Source organism: Corynebacterium sp. HMSC055G02, assembly GCF_001809065.1.
GTDB classification, from domain to species: domain Bacteria; phylum Actinomycetota; class Actinomycetes; order Mycobacteriales; family Mycobacteriaceae; genus Corynebacterium; species Corynebacterium jeikeium_D.
The window spans coordinates 1-15,675 of sequence record NZ_KV795645.1 but is presented as its reverse complement, the minus strand read 5'-3'; the positions used below and the strand labels follow the sequence as shown (position 1 = coordinate 15,675).

Here is a 15,675-nt window from a genome sequence, read left to right as displayed (position 1 = left end):
GGCATGCGGACACACTTTTCTTTACTTAACCCGCCAAGAGGGCGCAGGGGCGGCGGCAGGAGGGCAGCGACTAGCCGCCGAAAATTGCCAGCGCGTCGGCAGCGAACGCTTCAATGATTGCGGAGTTGTCAACATCTCCCGCGCGGTTGATGTAGGCGGCCTCCGTAGTCGAGGCGGAGGCATGGCCCAGTTGCAAGGTGGCCAGCGCCGCGTTGCCCGTTGCAGCCATGGCGGTCGCTACCGTGTGACGGAGGTCGTGATAGGAAATCACCGCAGGCAGCAGCTCCCGGTCGGCCTGCGCCACATCGTCGCCGGCGAGGTGCGGCAAGCCTGCCCATGTTAGAGCCCGGCCAGAGTTTTGCCAGGGTGGGGGTATGTGCCGGATGGGTCGTCACGCATAGGCAGTACCCGCGTCGTCGGTGCCCCTGTCGTGCGTTGGCCGTGGAACAAGCTCGTAGGCTTATCGGCCAAGCGCTCGGCAATCCTTGAGTCTATTGGCCCGAGAAGCTGGTCTGGCAAAAACATGTAGGTGTGTGACGATCAGCTATAACTTTCCTCCTTGTAAGCAGGAAACCCGCTCGCCTCTCATGACAGCAATGTACTTGGATAACCACATCGCTACTTGACCGTAGATTGATGTAGCGATACGATTTGAACATGTTCAGTGAACAAGTTCAATCAAGTCGTGCTACTCAAAAGGAGGCGACGCGCAATAAAGTCTTGGATACCGCCTATGCCCTTTTTGTGTCAGTCGGGTACGCGGATACAAATGTGCGTGCCATCGCGCAGAAAGCTAACGTCAGCGTTGGAACCGTTATGAACGTCGGGAGCAAGCAGTCGCTGTTGATTCAGACCATCGGACATCGAATCACCGTCATGCACGATGAGCTCCGTGGACAATCAGACAACCTTCTCGACGTTCTCGCTCCTTTCCTGAAAATGTTTACTGGGCAGGAAGAATTATCGAAAGCGTATGGCGCTGCCCTAATCACACAGGGAGACAACGGAGAGATTCTCAACGAGCTTCGAACTCTCTTGGTAGATGAAATCGTGTTGCGCCTAGGCAATATGCTCCCTAAAGATGACGCTAAAGAGTTCGCGACAATCCTTTACAACATTTATCTTGGGTTGCTTCTTGGCTGGGCTGCCGGTGCATACGACACCGACGAACTATCCATTCACGCGAACAGTTCCATCTCCCGTCTTAAAATCGCGTACGGAGTAAAATAATGATTCTCGAATCTTCGCCTGCTTGGCCCTCCATCATTCTTGCAGCCATTTTGTTCGGAGACGCGGTACTCTCGCTCAAACCCGTAGCATTCATCGAGGCCTGCCTCAGAGGAGTACGACTTCCTACAGAGTGGTGGTGGGCTCTTATCGTTATCAAGTGCCTAGCAGCAAGTGGACTCATTATTGGGCTCTGGATACCAGGCATTGGAATAGCGACGATGGTTGGAGTCATTGCCTACTTCTGCACCGCAGCAATCGCACATATCCGAGCCAAGTTTCTAGGTAGCGAGTTTTGGGTCAATTGCTTAGGGATGCTCGCTATTTCACTAGGCGCTCTCATTGCGACACTATTGATAGCCTGAAACGACCAATTTACCAATTGTGTTCGCCCATTGAGGGGCGCCGTTGCCCGCGCCGGGCGGCTTGCCGCGGGTGCCTGGGACCCGCTAGCCGCCTACCGCCTCGCCGGCCTGTCGAAGGGTATGAGCGTCTGCCTCGGTGCAGAAGGCATGACAAAGCCCTAGCTGATGGGTCGGGGTTGTGGGATTTGCAGAGTGGCGGGCTGCTGCGGGACTGGTAGATAGGCGTCCAGCTCTTCGACGGGTATCTGCGGTACTGCATCCGAGATACCAGTGGCGAGCGCTGCGCGACTGGGCCCGCGCCGGGATGTCACACCCGACGACGTGGGGTGGCAGGAGCAGTAACCGGAATTGAGGGGTTGGGGGCAATCCCAGTCCATTTTTATGCGTGGGGGGTAGGGGTGCGACGGGCAGGGGTTGCTGGGGCAAGGGGTGTGTGGCCCCTAGTCGACACCGTGTAGCCACCGCCGGTTAAGTCTTGTACTCAGGCTGTGGCGTATGTCCAGCTGCGGGTCTACTTCGGAAAACTCCGCACTTCCCCAAAGACTTTCCTCAAAAACTAGTAGGGGAGGTGTCCCTGTGTGGCGCGAGAAACGGCTTTGACAGGCATAAATGGCATTATAGGTCAAACCTTTACAGGGTACCCTAACGGTAGGTTACGGGTTCGAGTCCCGTTTCCGGCTCCAAAACTCCAGGTCAGGAAGTTTTCCGGCCTGGGGTTCTTTGGTTTAAAGGGGAAAATGTAGGGGTTAAGTAGCGTGAGGGGTGAAATCGTCTAACAGAACGTCCGCATCCCCTCTGTCCCGTAAGTCGGCTTAGAAGCTGGAAGAACCGCCTGAACCGGAAAACCCTGAGCTAAACCCGCTGTTGACGCCACCGCTACTGGAAGAGCTGTCGCGGGCAGTGGTGGCATCGCTATCCCAGGTGCTCACGACATAGAAGGGCACGTAGCCGTGGTAGCCAGAGCCAGCGAAGAAATCAGAGTCGTAGATGCGCGTGCGCTCGGGGCGCTCGTCGGCCTCATTGCGCTTCTGCAGCTGGGACTGCACGTGCTCCGACAAGAGCGCGGAGCGATCCAAGAGTTCTAGGTAGCGCTCCATGAACTGCGGATGGTGTGGTTCCTTGGATAATTCAGTGGCGGCATCTTCCAACTCCTTCGCGTGGCGCTCAAGCGCCGAGTCGATGCTTGCGGCCAAGTAGCCTGCCTGTGCCAGATCCTTCTCCAGCTCGTAGAGTTCATAGCGGCGAGCATCCGCATCAGCGTTCTCAATGCGGTGCAGCTTTTCAATATTGGCCTCAGCGGTTTCCACGCGCTCGCACAGTTGGCGCGCGTTGGCGATGAGCTCGGAGTGTGAGCGGAATTGCTCATCTGGCGCATCCGCCGGAATCGACATGAGGAAACCAACCTGGCTATCGATTGCTAGGAAGTCATCGCGCAAACCCTCCCAGTCCTGGCGCAGGCGCTCATCCACCAGCCCTGATTGGAGCGAGTGCGCTCGAATATCAATCTCCCTTAGCCGTTGCGCCACATCGGTGTAGGTCTGCGACACGTAGTCCCAGTCCTCGCGTGCCTGCTGTGTCTTCTTCTGCCGGCTGCGGCGTACACCGCCGGCGAGGCCGACACCAGCGCCGCCAACGCTCAGGCCCGCCACCCCGAGGCCAACGGCCGCCGCCATCCGGTCCTCTTTTGCGCCCTCGTACTGAGTATCCGCAGCACGGTCTACGTCGATTGCAGCCGCTGCGCCAGCAAAGAGGCCAGCAGGAATGTTGTCATCCCGCACGCCCGGCTTAATTGCTTCGATGGACTGTTTCAGATGGCTGTCATTCTTGCGTAGCTTCATTTGAGCAGCCACGTCCTCACCCGCGAAGACGAAGGCTTGGCGCGGATCAAGGCCCACGCCGACGAAGACCTGGCCATCAGCAAACTTATCCTTGCCGATGAGCTCCTGGTGGTTATCGCGCAGGTACTCCTCTACGGAGTCATTAACGTTTTCCTTGTTCTCGGCAAAGACCATGTAGTGCAGCCCTTGGACCACGTCAGGGGCGGCGATCCGGGAGACATCGCGAAGCATGCGCTGTTCTTCCTCCGGGGTGAGCACATCGTCTGAGTCCATGATGTCAGCCTGCACCTCACGCTGCGCGGGCTGCATGACGTAGTCAGAGCGCTCGGGCGAATCAAAGACCGCCAAGCAGGTGCCCGCACCGACACCTCCGAGAAGCAGGCCGCCCACTGCTGCTGCGCCGATGATGGCACCGATGGAGGTCACTTTGGGGCCGCGGTTGGATGCAAAAGGTTTAATATCGCGAGAGTCGGTCACGGTGATTCTCCTATTCGCGAGCGATCGGCCCCGCCAATTTTATCCGGTTTAAGGAGGTCGGGCGGGGAACAAAGGGTGCGTTTGAAGACTGATTAAAGGGCAAATGCCTGTCGGGGGCTGGGGCGGGGGAATTTTCTTTCACTTATGCGCACGTTGTCGGAAGTCCCGGTCAACATATGGATGAGCTATTCACTTATGGCCACGCTGCTGCGTATCGATAGGTGAATATTGCATCGATAGGACAGCGCAACGCCGCCAGCAGGACAGCGCAACACCGACAGCAGGACAGCGCAACGCCGACAGCCGGAAAATCACAGGCCACGGAGCTTTCACATCTGCAACTCTAGCCCCACGCTTCACAGGGGTTACATGCGCATGTAAAGTGGACTTTGTTCTTAAGTCATAAGCGTCGATAGGGCTGGTCTCGGGGAAGGGCCTGCGCTATGGGCGCTTTTGGCATTTTTCTGCAAAACCTTCCAGAAAACCCCACAAGCTGGGGTGATTTCTCCGAGAAAAATATTCTACGATAGAGCCATGTCAGAGGTGCTCTTTGTCAGTAGTTCAAACATGGGACTCTCACGCGTACTAGAAGGGCTGCTGCGGCAAGCTGCCCCAGGCCTGACAGTGTTGTCAGCAGGTATCAGCATCGATGATGATGACCGCGGTCTGGATGAAGACGCGCGGCGTGCGCTCTGTGAGGTGGGGGCACGGTGCGATGGCGATCCTCATCAACTCACGCCGTCTCTCGCAGACAGTGCGGATGTGGTCATTGTTGTGGGGAAAATCGACGTTTCGGACTACATCGCGCCAGATGTAGAGACTGAGCGCTGGGAATATGATGACCCAGCTGACCGCGGGATTTATGGTTATTCCCGCTACGCGGAATTGCGGGATTTCTTCACTCTGCGCGTCAATACGCTGGCGGAACGGTTTGCTGCCTAAATAGTCGCTGAAATAGTCGCTGTCTTAATAAAAGGTGGGGCGCGGGAACCGTCGTAAAGCATGTGCTGAAGCTGACACACTTTTGTTTTCTGACAATAATGCCCGCGTTCGCCCGGTCAACACCTAATGTAAGTAGTTATGTCTATTGGTCCATCGCTGCGACGCACCCTGTACAAACTTGCTGAGAAAGAGATGTCCCCGGCTAAGGCAAAGTTCTTGCTGAACATTTGGCCGCCGCTGTTTGGCACCGGCATCCGTATCACTGAGATTGCGGATGACTGGTCTGAGGGGCGATTGGAGCTGCGCCTAAACGCTCTGACTGCGAATATGCATGGCGCGGCATTTGGCGGTGCACTGTTTTCGATGACGGATGTGCTGTTTGGCACGCTGGTTATGCAGCGTCTGGATGTCAAGAAGTACGAGGCGTGGACGCGAACTGGGTCGTTTGAATTTATCCGGCCGGGTAAGAATGGTGCGTACCTTGAGGTAGAGGTGCCGGATGAGATGGTCGAAAAGCTTAAGGCCGAAACTGAAGGTGGCTATTCGACGGTCGTTCCATACACCTCTGTAATCCGAAACCGCGATGGCTCCCTGGTCGGTATTGGTCAGCAGGAGCTCTACGTGCGCCGTCGTGGTCGTAAGAAGCCGCCGGCCAATCCGAACCAGCAGGATTGTGTTGCCGGTGAGAACCTCATCTCTGCTGCTCGCACTCTTGCACGGCTGGGGATGCGCGGGGTGGAAAACCGTGATGTGCTCGTCCAGCAGGAACGCACCGCACGACGCTGCATTTCACCAGAGTCGCGTGCAGTCGCATGGCTCCACGGGGTCCTCGAGTACGGCGATGTCACTGTCGACGACTACCGCGCCGCAGGGCTTCCCGACGTCGTCATCGAGGCCCTCACCTCCGATAACCCCTCGCCAGCCGCGCAGCAGCTGCTTGCGGATGTCGTCACCGCGCGCGAGTCGCTGACCAAGTTCTAGGTCGAAGCTCTACGCCAATAGCCGAGTGATCAGTTCGATCACTTCGGGGTCTGTTTGCTGCTTCCAATGCGCAACAGACCTGCCCTCCAGCTCGGTTTCGAGCAAAACAGCTCGACTGTCCGGCAGGAAGCTCTGCGCGGTATCGGACCACGGAATGACCAGGTTGTCATGGTGGCTGATGACATTAATCCAGTCAGGTGTGGCTGCCTTGCGCCTTCGGAGGTGTGGGGCAGTGTTGGCTGCAGGAAGTTCATATTGTCCTGCCGCTACCGCAATTTGATCGGCTAAAGCCTGTCCCATTAGCCAGCGGGCAGGAGCCCCATTCCACCAGCCCAAAATGCGGGAGATCTCAGTCAGATTTACACCGCCGACAGAGCCCGACACACTGATGACACGTCGAAACGAAAAACGCTCGCATTCATGGTTTGCAAGACGCGTAAACAGCAGGAAAGCCAGTAGCCCACCCTGCGAGTGAGCCACAATATCGACCGTGTCCGAGTTCGTTTCAGTGCAGACTCCGTTGATATAGGCCTCGACTTCGGCGACAGAATCTACGAGGGCAGCAGTGCCACGGTCTCCGTAGGCCGGTACATAGACTCGGCGGCCGCGGGCACGGAGTCCGTCGGCAAGCGGTGCCCACGCGCCGGGACTATCGAGCGTGCCATGAAGTGCGATAACCGGAACGGGGTCTCTGAGGTCCCCCGACGCTGGACTTGGATTTGGCAGGGACGGATGTGCGGCTGTCGGTGGGAAAATCCGCGTTAGGAGCGGTCTATTCCGCATGCTCGATTGGGTCAAAATCCTCGCCTACCAGCTTGAATAGTGCCTCGCGAGTAAGCGCGCGGGGGCGCCAATCGTGCGCCATCTGCTCATGCAAAACGATGGCTTGAGGGAACGTGTCCTGCACATAGAGATTGGTGACCATGCCTGTGTCACCATCATCCAAGAAACAGGACTGTGGAGGGGAAATGAGCTGGTCATACTTGGTGGCAATGCAGGTGTAAGTAACACCGGGACCGAGGATATCGTGGGAATTGGAGTTCAAAACCATCTTTGAACCCGTGAGCTGTTCCAAACCGGAAACGCCCCAATAGCTCTGCACAAAGTTGCTCATCAGCGACTTTGTGCCGGGGATCTTAGTGATACTGGAAGCGATGCCGCCCAGATTGGTGCCGTGATTGGGCGCGGCAAGGCAGACAACATGCTTGATGTACTTGGAAATGCGCAGAGAAAGCAGGGTGGCAATTAAGCCGCCTTGCGAGTGCCCCACGATAACGGCGTGCTTTGCGTCAGTGGCGTGCAGGACAGCCTTGATGTAAGGCACGAGCATGTCGATGGACTGATTGATGGGGTCTGTTGCACGGTGCCCAAAATCTGGCGCGAAGACAGCCCAGCCATCCTCCCGTAACTGACCGCCGAGGGTCTCCCAAATGCCCTTGACCTGGCCTGTTCCATGCAGGAGGATGACCGGCCACGGCCGGGATTTGGACACTTTGGCTCCCCAGTTATCTTCGAAAACACCGCGCAGCGGACGGAAGATGGCATAGGGGAGCGATGCTGATCCTTCAGCTGCAGCCGGTTGTTGCGCCTCCGGTTCCTGCGCTTCAGGGGCAGGGACTACCGGAAGTTGTTCTTCCCGAAAATCCTCGTTTGAAGCGGCGATTAGCGCACCAACTTTCCGTCTTCGTCAGTCCCGAGGGCCTTCCGTAGCTTGGCGGCGGCCTCATCCATGGACTCTGCGGAAGGATTGCGATCTACCGACTGTAGGTTGTACCCGGACATATCGTGGGCAGGGAAGATATGAATGTGCGTGTGCGGAACCTCGAAGCCGGCGATGAGGTAGCCAGCACGCGGAGCGTCAAAAGCGGAGACAACAGCCTGACCAACCTTCTGGGCAACCTCATTGAGGTGGGCCCATAGCTCAGGCGAGGCGTCCGTCCACTTGTCCACCTCTTCAACAGGGACGACCAGCGTATGACCAGGCGCAATTGGCTCGATGGTCAAAAATGCGACGACCTTGTCATCGCGGTAGACAAAACGACCGGGGAGTTCACCGTTGATGATTTTGGTAAATACTGTGCTCATGTGCCAAGGGTAACCCGAATAGCGGATTGAGGGGTTGGGTGCGATGAGAGTTATCCGGGCTGATTAGTAAGATGATTGCTATGCGCATCCTCGTAATTGGCTCCGGTGCCCGTGAGCACGCCCTGTTGTACGCAATGAGTAAGGACCCGCAGGCTACTGATCTTCACGTAGCCCCTGGTAATGCGGGTATGAGTGAAATTGCAACCATGCATCCACTGGTCGTGGATGACCCCGCTGGCGCTGTTGCGCTGGCCAAGGAAATTGGGGCCGATTTGGTTGTTATTGGCCCTGAGGTTCCGCTGGTCGCGGGTGTGGCAGACGCGCTGCGCGACGCTGGTTTCGCAGTCTTCGGACCGAACGCTGACGCAGCTCGGATTGAGGGGTCCAAGGCTTTCGCTAAGGACGTCATGAAGGCAGCTGGGGTAAAGACCGCCTCGGCAGAGGCCATCCAGCCGGAGGCCTCCGACGAAGACATCGAGGCCGCCATTGACCGCTTTGGCCCGAACTGGGTCGTGAAGGATGACGGTCTGGCTGCTGGCAAGGGAGTCGTGGTCACTAAGGACCGCGCTGAAGCTCTCGAACACGCAAAGGCTGTTCTGGCCGCCGGTAACCCGGTGCTGCTGGAGTCCTTCCTGGACGGCCCGGAAGTTTCCCTGTTCTGCCTGGTCGACGGCGAAATCGTCGTCCCGCTGTTGCCGGCTCAGGACCACAAGCGCGTCGGTAATAACGACGAGGGGCCGAACACCGGTGGCATGGGTGCTTACAGCCCGCTGTCCTGGCTGCCGGAAGGCGCAACTGAGCGCATTGTCACCGAGGTCTGCGAGCCGGTCGCTCGTGAGATGGCCGCTCGCGGTTGCCCGTTCCAGGGTCTGCTGTACGCAGGTCTGGCCTGGGGCGAGGACGGCCCGGCTGTCATTGAGTTCAACTGCCGTTTCGGTGACCCGGAGACCCAGGCCGTGCTGGCGCTGCTGGAGTCCCCGGTGGCGCAGCTGCTCAACGCCGCTGCTACCGGAACATTGGCGGACTTCGGTCCGCTGTCTTGGCGTGATGGTTACGCTCTGACTGTTGTGCTGGCCGCTGAAGGCTACCCGGTGTCGACGCGCACGGGTGATGTCATTGAAGGTGCAGAGCCTGGCCGTGAGGCAGATGGCATTCTCCACGCAGGTACTGCCCGCAATGCTGCGGGTGAGCTGGTCTCCGCTGGTGGCCGTGTGCTCAACGTCATCGGCGTTGGTGACACGCTGGAAGAGGCCCGCGACAAGGCGTACGAGACCATCAAGACCATTAAGCTCGAGGGCTCGCACTACCGCACCGACATTGCACTACCTGCAGTTGAGGGCCGTATTTCCATCTAAATAATGCTTGAGGTGGTCCGGCTGCACTCGGATGCCTCACTGGTGCACCCACCCGGGATGAACTGGATTTCCCGGGTGGCCTCGGCGGCTGCAAAGATGAAGGTATGCACGCCGAATCTCCGCAGTCGCCAAAGTCGTCGCAGTCACCGCAGCCGTTAAACTCCTCGCAGTCACCGCAGGCATCCCAGCCCCAGCGCGACCTAGCATCCCGCCGTTGTGAGGTCGCACCCTTCCATGTGATGGATGTTCTCGCGCTCGCACAGGAGCGTCAGCGCACTCACGGTGACGCTCTATTCCTCTGCGTGGGACAGCCCGCGACCGCGGCCCCGGCTGCCGCGATTGCCCGTGCGCGTGCTGATTTAGAAAATCAGGTTCTGGGCTACACAGCGGCCGTCGGCACGCCTGAGCTGCGTGCAACCATCGCCGCCTGGCATCGTGAAAACTACGGCACGGCCACGGAAGCCGCTGATGTTGTCATCACTACCGGTTCTTCCGGCGGTTTCGTAGCGCTCTTCCTCGCAGCCCTCGATGTTGGCGACGACATCGTGCTCGCGCGCCCGGGCTATCCCGCATACCGCAATACGCTGCAGGCGCTCGGCGCCAACATTGTCGAGATTGACTGTGGTCCTGAGACTCGTTTCCAACTCACCGCCCAACACCTGGAGGCACTTCCGCGCGTGCCCAAGGCCGTGATTGTCACCAGCCCGGACAACCCCACTGGCACCATTATCGATGCCGACGAGCTGCGTGCCATTGCGAAGTGGTGTGAGCAGCACGATTGCCTGCTCATTTCCGACGAGATTTATCACGGCATTACTTATGGCCGACAGTGTGCGTCTGCACGCGAGTTCTCCGACGCGGCGGTCGTGGTCGGCAGTGTCAGTAAGTACTTCTCGATGACCGGCTGGCGCGTTGGCTGGCTAATCGTTCCCAAGTGGCTGCGTGCGCCGCTTGATCGCCTCGAAGCCAACCTCACTGTCTGTCCACCGGCAATTTCGCAGGCAGCGGCGGTGGAAGCGTTCAGCCCCGAGTCCATTGCCGAGCTCAATTCGCACGTGACGCGTTACGCACGCAACCGCGACGTTTTGCTCGAGGGGCTGCCCCGCGTCGGTCTCGGTAATATCGCCCCACCCGACGGCGGTTTCTATATCTACGCCAATATCGCAGGGCTTTACGACGACCCGAACTCCGTCGACTCCATGACTTGGGCTCGGGAACTGTTGGCCGCAACGGGCGTGGCCGTTGCCCCTGGAATCGACTTCGACACAGAGAACGGCCATCAGTGGGTTCGCCTCTGCTTCGCCGGTGAGACGTCCGAGATGGAAGAGGCTGTTCGGCGTATTGGGGTGTTCACTGATCGTCGTTAAAACGGCTTTTAGTGGCGCTCGCGGTGTGATTTACCTCACCCTTTTAGGGGTGTTTTTCAGTCGGGCGAGATAGGGTGCTCGACGGGCGAATCGCTGCTTTAAACCCTCTACCGACGGTCGCTGGTAGAGCCGATGTTGGGGGCATTCCTGGAAGGGGCCGTTGGGGCTCTGTTTTCTTGATCGCCGGTTTGCTGTAAAGGCGGAAAAACTGCCTCAGATTGAGGGTTCTGTGGCTGCGGTCACATCAAGTGAGGCTGGGGTTGGGTCGATAGTGGGGTGGGGTGGCCTTCGCGGCAGCATCTTTGACAGCCGGCAGCTCTGTCGGTGGTCTATTTCCGCTGGCAGGGGCCCCTTTTTCTTTAATTGTCGATGGGGTTGACCTCTGAGGAACTGGCGGCTATCCCTGCGTGGGGTGACGATTGAGCGCGGTGTGTAACCCACATTCAATGCTGGCTGCAAGCGCTTTTAGTGGGGATAGTTTATGTCTGACCAAAAGAGACTTCCGCGCCCTGTTTTTGGTTGTGTAAAAGCGTGATTTTTGAAGCCGTTATCAACGGCAGTAAAGCGAGGTATGGGGCGGCGTCGAGGGGCGCTGTTTGTGGCTCAGTGCCTGAGCTAAAAAGCGTCCAAAAGTTAACAAAAGGTTAACTAAAAATAAAGTTTAGCGCTTGCCAGGTCTTGTGTTGTCGTCTACGGTTGCAAGTCATAAGTTCCAAACGATTCGATGAAACGACGTTTCAACTGCGGAATCGCAAAGAATCGGTTGGAGAAGTCCAACAATAAAGATCAAAGAGATCTTAAGAGAGGTGACCTCTGATGAACGCATTCAACGAGATTATGGATACTGTGTCCCCGATTTTCCAGGACGGCAAGGAATCCAAGCAGGATGCGCTGGCATCGCTGCTTGCCGAAGCCATCGTGGAGGCGAACCCGAAGCAGGGCATCGCCGCCGACGATCGCCGTGCTGCCTAACAAGAATTAGCTTTGGTCCGATTCCTGCTAGGCAGCTAGTGGGGAAGCAATCCCTACTGGTTATTCCTACTGGTTCAGGAACTCCCGGACCTGCTCCATATCCTTATCACCGCGACCCGACAGGTTCACGAGCAACAGCAAAGGCTCATCGCCTTCGTGAACCGGCAGCCCGAGCTCGCTAACAGCGGCAGGGTCGGTTTCACGGAGTCGCGCAATCTTAATGGCCTGCGCCAGCGCATGCGAGGATTCCATCGCCGGAATAATGCCCTCCATGCGGCTGAGCAGCTGGAACGCTTCCAGCGCCTCCTCGTCGGTAATTCCGACATAGCTGGCGCGGCCATTCTCCTTCAGCATGCCGTGCTCCGGGCCAACAGACGGGTAATCCAAGCCCGCCGAGATGGAGTGCGATGGCAACACCTCGCCGTCGTCGGAAAGCATGACAAATGAGCGCATGCCGTGAAGGACACCAGTCTTGCCCGCATTGATGGGCGCGCCGTGACGGTCGGTGTCGAGACCCTCACCTGCGGGTTCGACGCCAATGAGGGCGACATCGGAGTCGTCGATGTAGTTAGCAAATGCGCCGATGGCGTTGGAGCCGCCACCGACGGCTGCGATGACAGCGTCGGGAAGCTTGCCGTAACGCTCGGCCATCTGACTGCGTGACTCCTCCGAGATGACCTGCTGGAATTCACGCACGATAGTGGGGAATGGGTGCGGTCCGGCGGCTGTGCCCAGCAGGTAGAAAGTGGAGTCGAGAGTCTTGCTCCACTCGACCAGTGCCTCGTCAATAGCATCCTTCAAACCGGCCTCGCCGGTGGTGACGGGAACGACCTTCGCGCCCATGAGCTCCATGCGCTCGACATTGGGGTGCTGGCGGGCGACATCGTGCGCGCCCATGTAAATCTCGCACTCAAGTCCCAGCAGCGCTGCGGCCATCGCGGTGGCCGTGCCGTGCTGGCCTGCGCCCGTCTCAGCAATGAGACGGGTTTTTCCCATGCGCTTTGCCAGCAGCGCCTGGCCGACCACGTTGTTGCCCTTGTGCGCGCCGCCGTGGTTCAAGTCCTCGCGCTTGAGCACAATCGTCGTGTTCGGCGTGGATAGACGTCGGCATTCGAACAGCGGGGTTGCGCGGCCGAGGAAATCGCGACGCAGTTCTTCCAGCTCGTGCTGGAACTCCGGATCGCTCATCGCCTCGATGTAAGCCGCTTCCAGCTCATCGAGTGCTGGCAGCAGGAACTCCGGCACTTCCTGTCCACCGAAGCGACCGAAAAATGCAGGCAAGAGGGTTTCGCGCACCTCGCCCGCGCCGTTAACGCTTGCCGACGGCACCCTGGTTGCAGTCGGTGCTGAAGCCTTGGCGATGGCATCCGCGCTGGGGTTGTAATCAGTCATTGAAGAGAGCCTTTCGTTGCTGTTGTTTATTTCAGCGGGCCCTGGTTCTCTTCGTCGAACCGATAAAAGAAAAGAGCCCGCCAGATTTATCTTCTTGCGAGCTCGTACTTGACGGGTTTGCCGTCGACATTAATGAGATGACGTGACGTTGCTCGCGGACTTAAGCGAGCCACCACCACTGTGCGCCGCACGGCGCGGGTGTGTTCATCAGGGGTGTCATCATGAACCCGACCATAACTCAAGGTTTCCGCAGTAGCCAAAGCGGGGTGGGGTGTGGGGGCGGGGATGGGGCGCGAAATGTGTACGGGATATCGCACCGGTGTCTGGGGTCGTAAAGCAGCTCCCCGCTAAGTCCCGGCATATGCAGAGGCGGAATATCAGCATTCCCCTCGACATCGCTGGCCACGAGGACTAACGTTCCGATGGTGATTACGCTGTCGCGGCAGGCCACTAAAACACGTCGGGGAGTTCGTCCCACGACGTTGGTGGTGTGGTGTTATGTCGCCTTGATAACCGCTGGCACGGTTTTGCTAATGCTGCCGATTTCGGCGGCCAATAGCCATCCCACGGGGCAGTGCGCCCCGAGCCCTGGGGATATGTGTTTGCCCACGGCGCTGTCTGATGCGCTGTTCACAGCCACCTCGGCAACAAGCCTGACCGGCCTGATCACCGTAGATACGGCCACCCATTGGTCAACCTTCGGCAAGGTCGTCATCATGTTGTTGATTCAGCTGGGTGGTCTCGGGTTCATGACCTTGGCTTCACTTTTCGGCCTCTTCGTAGCAGGAAGGCTCGGCCTGAACCGCCGTGCCGGTGCCCGCGTTGAAGGCCGCGGTATGGATATGGGCGAGATTTCGTGGGTTGTCCGTGCTGCCGTTAGCTTCACTCTGTTGGTGGAGTTTGTGGTGGCAGTGGCACTTACGCTGCGGTTCCACTCCGGATACGGGTATGGCTGGGGAAAGGCTGCATGGGAAGGCTTGTTCCATGCCATCTCAAGCTTCAACAACGCCGGTTTCGCTCTGTATACCGACAATGTCATCGGGTTCTATAGCGATGCCTGGGTGCTTTTGCCACTGGCCTTCGCCCTCATCGTGGGTGGTCTGGGTTTTCCTGTTTTGCTCGAGGCCTGGCGGCACGGCAAAGCGTGGCTTAGTGTCTGCACTCGAGGACAGCTGCCTAAACGCTGGTCGCTGACTACTCGCTTCACCATTAAAGGCACGATTCTGCTGATTGCTTTGGGTACGCTCATGGTGGCTTTTGGGGAGTGGTCCAATGCCATGTCTGGATTCACCGCGGGGGAGAAGATACTCAACTCATTCTTCGCTGGTGTGAGCCCGCGTACCGCGGGGTTCAACGCGCTCGATTACGCGGAGTTCCATCCATCGACACTGCTGGGCACTGACTTCCTCATGTTCATTGGTGGTGGCACCGGCGGTACTGCAGGTGGCGTGAAAATCACGACGTCGGCAGTCATTCTCGCCGCTGTTCTCGCGGAGATTCGCGGTGACACCTCCGTGTCCGTGGCTAGGCGGCGCCTCAACCCAAAGGTGCTGCGCCAGGCTCTCGTTGTCCTTGCCTTCGGTATCGGCCAGGTATTCCTGGCAGTAATCGCCGTCAGTTTCCTAGCACCACAGTTTTCTACTGACCAAATTCTTTTTGAAGTAATCAGTGCTTTCGCCACGGTAGGCCTTTCCACAGGTATTACCGCCGACCTGCCGGTGGCAGCACAGGCAATCTTCATCGTGCTGATGTTCACCGGACGTGTTGGCCCAATCGCCTTGGCGACGGCCTTGGCCGCCCGCCCACGCCAGCGCGTCTACGAATATCCAGAAGAAAGGCCCTTCATTGGCTAACTCGAAATTCAACCCGTTTGCTGGTTTTGCAGATCATTTCTCCAACCAAGCCAGCTCTTCGCCTGTTGTCATCCTCGGTATGGGGCGTTTCGGACAGGCACTCGGCGAGGAGCTGGTCGCTGGCGGTATCGAGGTTCTCTGCGTAGACCATCGCGAAAAGGTGGTTCAGGAGCTGTCCTCGACCTTCGACCACGTGGTCACCGCCGACACCACCATGCCGGAGGTACTGAAGCAGCTCGGTGTCGATGAAGCCGAACGTGTTGTTATCGCCATCGGCAGTGACATTGAGGCTTCATTGCTGACCGCGTCTGCGCTGGTGGATATGGGGGTGCCCATGATTTGGGCAAAGGCCGATAACCAGGCCCACGCCAAAATCCTGGGCCAGATTGGTGTGCACCACGTCATTCGCCCGGAGGCCGACACCGGTCGTCGTATTGCGCACCTCATCGGCGGCAAGGTCCAGGACTTCCTGGAGTTCGACCGCGATTACGCAGTAGGCAAGGTCGCGCCGCCAATCCACTGCCTGGATAAGACGGTGGCGGAGATTAACCAGAGCGCACCGATTACGGTTGTCGCCGTACAAAAGCGCGGTCAGCGATTCCGCCCTGCGCTTGCCGACGACCGCATTTCCGCAGGTGATCTCCTGATTGTCTCCGGCGCTATTCGGCAGTTGGAGACATTCGCCGGAGAGTAACAGGAAGCGACGGAGTCCGTGCACGCGGGGCTCCGTCGCGATGGAAATCAACGACCAACAGTGTGGAAAGGCGGGGTCCACGCCCAGCTCAACGGGCTGCAAATGTGAAACTGTGCGAGTTTATGAC

At 58.3% G+C, this 15,675-nt stretch carries 15 protein-coding genes; 9 read left to right on the top strand and 6 right to left on the bottom strand.

From position 1 onward, the window contains the following. Window positions 1–70: 70 nt before the first annotated feature. Window positions 71–328: a tyrosine-type recombinase/integrase gene (locus HMPREF2547_RS04485; RefSeq protein WP_016421438.1), complete on the bottom strand. Its 258-nt coding sequence runs from the start codon at window positions 326–328 to the stop codon at window positions 71–73. Between the two features lie 329 nt (window positions 329–657). On the opposite strand from HMPREF2547_RS04485, the gene HMPREF2547_RS04480 reads away from it, so the two are divergent. Together HMPREF2547_RS04480 and HMPREF2547_RS10970 are read left to right on the top strand one after the other, a co-directional pair. Continuing rightward, window positions 658–1,230, top strand: a complete 573-nt coding sequence (locus HMPREF2547_RS04480; protein ID WP_016421437.1) for a TetR/AcrR family transcriptional regulator — start codon at window positions 658–660, stop codon at window positions 1,228–1,230. Next, window positions 1,230–1,592, top strand: a complete 363-nt coding sequence (locus HMPREF2547_RS10970; protein WP_016421436.1) for a DoxX family protein — start codon at window positions 1,230–1,232, stop codon at window positions 1,590–1,592. The genes HMPREF2547_RS04480 and HMPREF2547_RS10970 overlap by 1 nt, the downstream gene beginning before the upstream one ends. Window positions 1,593–2,404: 812 nt before the next feature. Here HMPREF2547_RS10970 and HMPREF2547_RS04470 read toward each other — a convergent pair. Continuing rightward, window positions 2,405–3,907: a hypothetical protein gene (locus tag HMPREF2547_RS04470; protein ID WP_016421435.1), complete on the bottom strand. Its 1,503-nt coding sequence runs from the start codon at window positions 3,905–3,907 to the stop codon at window positions 2,405–2,407. A gap of 567 nt (window positions 3,908–4,474) precedes the next feature. On the opposite strand from HMPREF2547_RS04470, the gene HMPREF2547_RS04465 reads away from it, so the two are divergent. Continuing rightward, a complete protein-coding gene (locus HMPREF2547_RS04465) occupies window positions 4,475–4,849 on the top strand; it encodes a hypothetical protein (RefSeq protein WP_016421434.1) in 375 nt (124 codons plus the stop codon). 138 nt (window positions 4,850–4,987) lie between these two features. Continuing rightward, window positions 4,988–5,830: a PaaI family thioesterase gene (locus HMPREF2547_RS04460; protein WP_016421433.1), complete on the top strand. Its 843-nt coding sequence runs from the start codon at window positions 4,988–4,990 to the stop codon at window positions 5,828–5,830. 9 nt (window positions 5,831–5,839) lie between these two features. Here HMPREF2547_RS04460 and HMPREF2547_RS04455 read toward each other — a convergent pair whose 3' ends face one another. From HMPREF2547_RS04455 to HMPREF2547_RS04445, 3 genes are all read right to left on the bottom strand, one after another. Further along, entirely contained in the window at window positions 5,840–6,613 is a 774-nt protein-coding gene (locus HMPREF2547_RS04455; protein WP_016421432.1) for an alpha/beta fold hydrolase, read from the bottom strand. Continuing rightward, complete coding sequence (locus HMPREF2547_RS04450) at window positions 6,603–7,322, bottom strand: esterase/lipase family protein (protein WP_049172143.1); 720 nt, start codon at window positions 7,320–7,322, stop codon at window positions 6,603–6,605. Before HMPREF2547_RS04450 ends, HMPREF2547_RS04455 begins: the two co-directional genes overlap by 11 nt. A gap of 170 nt (window positions 7,323–7,492) precedes the next feature. Continuing rightward, window positions 7,493–7,915 (bottom strand): HIT family protein, encoded by a 423-nt coding sequence (locus HMPREF2547_RS04445; protein WP_049172147.1) that lies wholly within the window; start codon window positions 7,913–7,915, stop codon window positions 7,493–7,495. Window positions 7,916–7,995: 80 nt separating this feature from the next. On the opposite strand from HMPREF2547_RS04445, the gene purD reads away from it, so the two are divergent. The 3 genes from purD (at window position 7,996) to HMPREF2547_RS10850 (ending at window position 11,609) form a co-directional block, all read left to right on the top strand. Then, complete coding sequence (gene purD, locus HMPREF2547_RS04440) at window positions 7,996–9,270, top strand: phosphoribosylamine--glycine ligase (RefSeq protein ID WP_049172166.1); 1,275 nt, start codon at window positions 7,996–7,998, stop codon at window positions 9,268–9,270. Window positions 9,271–9,509: 239 nt separating this feature from the next. Beyond that, window positions 9,510–10,637: an aminotransferase class I/II-fold pyridoxal phosphate-dependent enzyme gene (locus tag HMPREF2547_RS04435; protein ID WP_049172167.1), complete on the top strand. Its 1,128-nt coding sequence runs from the start codon at window positions 9,510–9,512 to the stop codon at window positions 10,635–10,637. Window positions 10,638–11,453: 816 nt separating this feature from the next. Beyond that, entirely contained in the window at window positions 11,454–11,609 is a 156-nt protein-coding gene (locus HMPREF2547_RS10850) for a hypothetical protein (RefSeq protein ID WP_162837147.1), read from the top strand. A gap of 66 nt (window positions 11,610–11,675) precedes the next feature. On the opposite strand, the gene trpB is transcribed toward HMPREF2547_RS10850, so the two are convergent. Continuing rightward, window positions 11,676–13,001: a tryptophan synthase subunit beta gene (gene trpB, locus HMPREF2547_RS04430; protein WP_065428897.1), complete on the bottom strand. Its 1,326-nt coding sequence runs from the start codon at window positions 12,999–13,001 to the stop codon at window positions 11,676–11,678. A 422-nt stretch (window positions 13,002–13,423) separates the two neighbouring features. On the opposite strand from trpB, the gene HMPREF2547_RS04425 reads away from it, so the two are divergent. Both HMPREF2547_RS04425 and HMPREF2547_RS04420 read left to right on the top strand, forming a co-directional pair. Continuing rightward, entirely contained in the window at window positions 13,424–14,854 is a 1,431-nt protein-coding gene (locus tag HMPREF2547_RS04425) for a TrkH family potassium uptake protein (RefSeq protein ID WP_049193840.1), read from the top strand. Further along, a complete protein-coding gene (locus HMPREF2547_RS04420) occupies window positions 14,847–15,548 on the top strand; it encodes a potassium channel family protein (protein ID WP_049172150.1) in 702 nt (233 codons plus the stop codon). Before HMPREF2547_RS04425 ends, HMPREF2547_RS04420 begins: the two co-directional genes overlap by 8 nt. The last annotated feature ends 127 nt before the right edge of the window (window positions 15,549–15,675 follow it).

Excerpts from the sequence above, each read along its gene's own strand:
- HMPREF2547_RS04435 (WP_049172167.1), top strand. The coding sequence starts at position 9,510 with ATGGATGTTCTCGCGCTCGCACAGGAGCGTCAGCGCACTCACGGTGAC.
- HMPREF2547_RS10850 (WP_162837147.1), top strand. The coding sequence starts at position 11,454 with ATGAACGCATTCAACGAGATTATGGATACTGTGTCCCCGATTTTCCAG.
- trpB (WP_065428897.1), bottom strand. The coding sequence starts at position 13,001 with ATGACTGATTACAACCCCAGCGCGGATGCCATCGCCAAGGCTTCAGCA.
- HMPREF2547_RS04445 (WP_049172147.1), bottom strand. The coding sequence starts at position 7,915 with ATGAGCACAGTATTTACCAAAATCATCAACGGTGAACTCCCCGGTCGT.
- HMPREF2547_RS10970 (WP_016421436.1), top strand. The coding sequence starts at position 1,230 with ATGATTCTCGAATCTTCGCCTGCTTGGCCCTCCATCATTCTTGCAGCC.
- HMPREF2547_RS04460 (WP_016421433.1), top strand. The coding sequence starts at position 4,988 with ATGTCTATTGGTCCATCGCTGCGACGCACCCTGTACAAACTTGCTGAG.
- HMPREF2547_RS04465 (WP_016421434.1), top strand. The coding sequence starts at position 4,475 with ATGGGACTCTCACGCGTACTAGAAGGGCTGCTGCGGCAAGCTGCCCCA.
- HMPREF2547_RS04425 (WP_049193840.1), top strand. The coding sequence starts at position 13,424 with ATGGTGATTACGCTGTCGCGGCAGGCCACTAAAACACGTCGGGGAGTT.
- purD (WP_049172166.1), top strand. The coding sequence starts at position 7,996 with ATGCGCATCCTCGTAATTGGCTCCGGTGCCCGTGAGCACGCCCTGTTG.
- HMPREF2547_RS04455 (WP_016421432.1), bottom strand. The coding sequence starts at position 6,613 with ATGCGGAATAGACCGCTCCTAACGCGGATTTTCCCACCGACAGCCGCA.
- HMPREF2547_RS04480 (WP_016421437.1), top strand. The coding sequence starts at position 658 with ATGTTCAGTGAACAAGTTCAATCAAGTCGTGCTACTCAAAAGGAGGCG.